Source organism: Streptomyces otsuchiensis, from assembly GCF_004305975.1.
In the GTDB taxonomy this organism is placed as follows: Bacteria; Actinomycetota; Actinomycetes; order Streptomycetales; family Streptomycetaceae; genus Streptomyces; species Streptomyces otsuchiensis.
Genome location: NZ_BHZI01000411.1, coordinates 1 through 3,849, shown reverse-complemented (window position 1 = coordinate 3,849; position 3,849 = coordinate 1). Strand labels below are relative to the sequence as shown.

Here is a 3,849-nt window from a genome sequence, read left to right as displayed (position 1 = left end):
CTCCAGGCCGGTGGGGTGTGGGGTGTGACGGGTGACGCGTGGGGTCTGCGTGGTAGGCAGGCACTCGGCAGAGCTTAGGCAAGCCTTGCCTAAATATGCAACACTGCGCACTCGGAGGACGACAGTTCGCGATCTTCCCCCGGGCTCGCCGGCGTGGCCCACGGGAGTCCTCCCCACCCCCGTTCCGCACCCGGCCGAGGAGGCAGCAGGTGACCGGAGAGCGCGCGCCACGATGGACGTTCGCGCTGGTCGCGACAGGTGGCGGCATGATGACGCTGGACGTGACGGTCTTTCATGTCGCCCTCGGCCCGGTGGCGCACGACCTGGGCGCCGGACTCGACCGCGTCCAGTGGACGGTCTCCGGCTACTCGCTCGCCTTCGGAGCACTGCTGCTGACGGCGGGGGCGCTCTCCGACCGGATCGGCCGCCGAGCCGTCTTCCTCGCCGGGATGAGCCTGTTCACCGCGGCCTCGGTACTGTGCGGGCTGGCTCCCACGGTGGAGTTCCTGATCGCGTCGCGCGTCGTCCAGGGGGTGGGAGGCGCGCTGGCGTTCGCCCCGACCCTGGCGCTGCTGGCCGCCGCCTACCCGCCGGAGCGCCGGGCCCGCGCGATCGCCGCCTACGCGGCGGCGGCGTCGGCCGCCGGCGCCGCGGGACCGCTGGTCGGCGGGGTGCTGGTCGAACTACTGGGCTGGCGCTGGGTCTTCCTGGTCAATGTGCCGTTCGGCCTGCTCGTGGTGGCCGGGACGTGGTGGCGCATGGCGGAGACCGCGTCGCCCGGCGCCCGGCGTCGCGTCGACCCCGGTGGCGCGCTGCTGGCCGTCGCCGCGCTGCTGGCGCTGAACCTCGCGCTCGCCTCCGTGCCGGAGGCCGGATGGAGTTCGGGCACCGTCGTGGGGTCGGCGTCCGCGGCGGTGCTGCTGGGGCTCGCGTTCGCCTTCTCCCAGCGGCGCGGGGACGGGTTGGTCGACCTAGCGCTGCTGCGCCGCCCCGCCTTCCTCTCGGCCGCCGCGCTGGGCTTCCTGGGCCGGATGGCCGGGCTGGGGACGCTGGCCTTCATCGCCCTGTGGCTCCAGGGGGCCGGTGACCTGACGCCGATGAGGACGGGCGCGGCGCTGCTGCCGCTGACCGGCTCGCTGCTGGTGATGGGGATGTGTGTCGGCCGCCTCCAGGCAGTCGCGGGCCCGGCCGCGCTGGTGAGCTCGGGGTTCGCGCTCAAGGCCGCCGGTCTGCTGTCCCTGGCCGCCGCCGGGGCGGACACCGGGTGGGTGGTCGCCACGGCCGGCATGGTCCTCCTCGGCTGTGGCGGAGCACTGGTCTTCCCCCCGCTGATGGGCGTCGCGGTCGCGGCGGTGCCCCCGGAGCGCGCCGGTATGGCCTCGGGGATCACCAACGCCTGTTACCCGCTGGGGACCGCCGCCGGGGTGGCGGTGTTCGGGGCCCTGTTCACCGCGCGGATCGGACGGGAGGTGCCCGGCGCGGAGGACCGCGCCGCCACCGAGAGCGGGCGGCTCGGCGAGCTCGCGCCGTCGGTGCGGCCGGTGGCCGAGGCCGCCGTGGGCGGTGCCATGACGACGGTGTGCCTGGCGGCGGCGGCCGTCTGCGTGGCGGGGGCCCTCGGGGCACGGCTGCTCGGGCACGGCGCCACCGGGACCGCTCCGGCCGAACCCCGGCCGCCCGGTGCGCACCCCGTGGAGGCGGCTCGCACCCGGCGGTGACGGCACGGCACCCCGACGGCACGGCACCCCGGCGGCGGCCCGGCACCCCCGGCGGTGGCGGCCCGCGCGCTCAGATCGAACGGGTGCGCCGCAACAGCCAGATGAGGTACGGCGCGCCGATGATCGCGGTCACGATGCCCACCGGGATCTCGACCGGGGCCAGCAGCCACCGGCCGAGGGCGTCGGCGGTGACCACCAGGACGGCGCCGAGCAGGGCCGCCATCGGCGCCATCCGGGCCGTGCTCCCACCGACCAGACGACGCGCCAGATGCGGGGCGAGCAGCCCGACGAAGCCGATGGCGCCCACGGCCGCCGCCGTGCCCGCGGCCATCACGGCGGCGGCCGCAAGGACCAGCGCCCGGGCCCGGCCCAGGTCCAGCCCGAGCGAGCGGGGCAGTTCGTCGCCCAGCGCCAGCAGGTCGACCGGCCGGGCCGCGATCACCAGCAGCACGGCCACCACGGCGGGAACGGCGAGCCAGCCGAGGGTGGCGGTGCCCTTGGCGTAGGTGCTGCCCGCCAGCCAGGTCAGGGCGGCGGAGATGTTCATCTGGCTTCCGACCACCAGGATGTTGACCAACGCGGTCGCGGTCGCGGACGCGCCGAGCCCGACCAGGACCACCCGGGTGGGGTCCAGCCCGTGGCGCCGCCGGTCCCGCGGCCCCCGCGCCACCACGACCACCACCGCCAGCGCGAGGACACCCCCGATCGCCGCGGCCAGGGGAAGCGCGACCAGCGGCGCGGTGGGCACGGCGGCGATCACGAAGACCGCGCCGAGGGAGGCGCCACCGGTCACGCCGATCAGCGACGGTTCCGCCAGCGGGTTGCGCACCACGGCCTGGACGGCGGTTCCGGCCATCGCCAGGCAGGCGCCCGCCAGTGCCGCGACCAGTACGCGGGGCAGGCGGTAGGAGAGGACCGCCTCGGTGTCCGGCGCGCCGGCGCCGACCAGGAAGGCCCCGATGTCCGACCAGCCGATGGCCACATCACCGATCCGCAGGGCGACGAACACGGCCGCGGTGAGCGCGAGCAGCCCGCCGGCCAGCATCGTGGCGTAGGCGGGCGCGCGACGGTCGCGGGAGACCGCGACGGCGGCGCCGGTGTCGGCGTCGCCGGTCCGGATGCGACGGGCGAGCGCCATGAACACCGGACCGCCGATGAGGGCGGTGACCACCCCGACGGGGATCTCGCCGTAGCCGGCGGACGGCGGCAGCGCCAGCTGCGCGGCGGAGTCGGCGGCGAGCACAACCACCGCGGACAGCAGGGCCGCCAGCGGCATCAGCGCGGCGTGCGCGCGGATGCCGAGCGTGCGGAGGATGACCGGGGCGATCAGCCCGATGAAGCCGATCGGGCCGGCCAGGGAGACCGCGGCGGCCGAGAGCAGCACCGCGACCAGGAACGCGCCGGGCCGCACCCGTTCCACCCGCACCCCCATGGCGCGGGCCGTCTCGTCGCCGAGTGCCATCAGGTCCAGCGGGCGCGCCAGCAGCGGCGCGCAGCAGGCCACCACCAGGATGACCGCCCCGAGGAACAGCGGCCGGGAGAGATCGGACTGCATCAGCGTGCCGTTGCCCCAGAAGAACAGCCCCTGGGTCGCCTGGCTGTCGAGGATCTGGAGGAACGCGGCGGCGGAGGTCGTAGCCAGGGCGACGGTGGCGCCGGCCAGCAGCACCCGGCCCGGCGTCATCACCCCGCCGCTGCTGAGCAGGTACACCACGCCGATCGCCACGACACCACCGGCGAACGCCGCCGCGCCCGCGGGCAGCGGCCCGAGACTGACCCCGGTGAAAGCGACGAGGACGACGGCCAGATAGGCACCGCCGTTGACGCCCAGCGTGTCGGGCGCGGCCAGCGGGTTACGGGTCGCGCCCTGGATCAGCGTGCCCGAGACACCCAGGGCGATGCCGACGGCGAGCCCGGTCAGGGTGCGTGGCAGCCGGCTGCCGAGCAGGATGCTCTCGGTGAAGTCGTCGCCCCGGCCCAGCAGGAGGGCGAGGATGTCGCCGGTGCCCACGCCCGAGGCGCCCAGCCCGAGATGCGTCAGGACCAGGACCACCAGCAGGGGCGGAAGGACGACGGCGGCCAGCAGCGCCCGGGAACGGGCGGCCGGCCCCGGCCGCCCGTTCCCGGGCGC

At 76.1% G+C, this 3,849-nt stretch carries 2 protein-coding genes; one reads left to right on the top strand and one right to left on the bottom strand.

All coding sequences use genetic code 11. The annotated features are described in order from the left end of the window. The first annotated feature begins 209 nt into the window (after window positions 1-209). Window positions 210-1,718, top strand: a complete 1,509-nt coding sequence (locus E0D90_RS24415; RefSeq protein WP_157996935.1) for an MFS transporter — start codon at window positions 210-212, stop codon at window positions 1,716-1,718. Window positions 1,719-1,788: 70 nt separating this feature from the next. Here the strand turns inward: E0D90_RS24415 and E0D90_RS24410 are convergent. After that, window positions 1,789-3,849: iron ABC transporter permease (locus tag E0D90_RS24410; RefSeq protein ID WP_130800117.1), on the bottom strand; the 2,061-nt coding region annotated here is incomplete at its 5' end.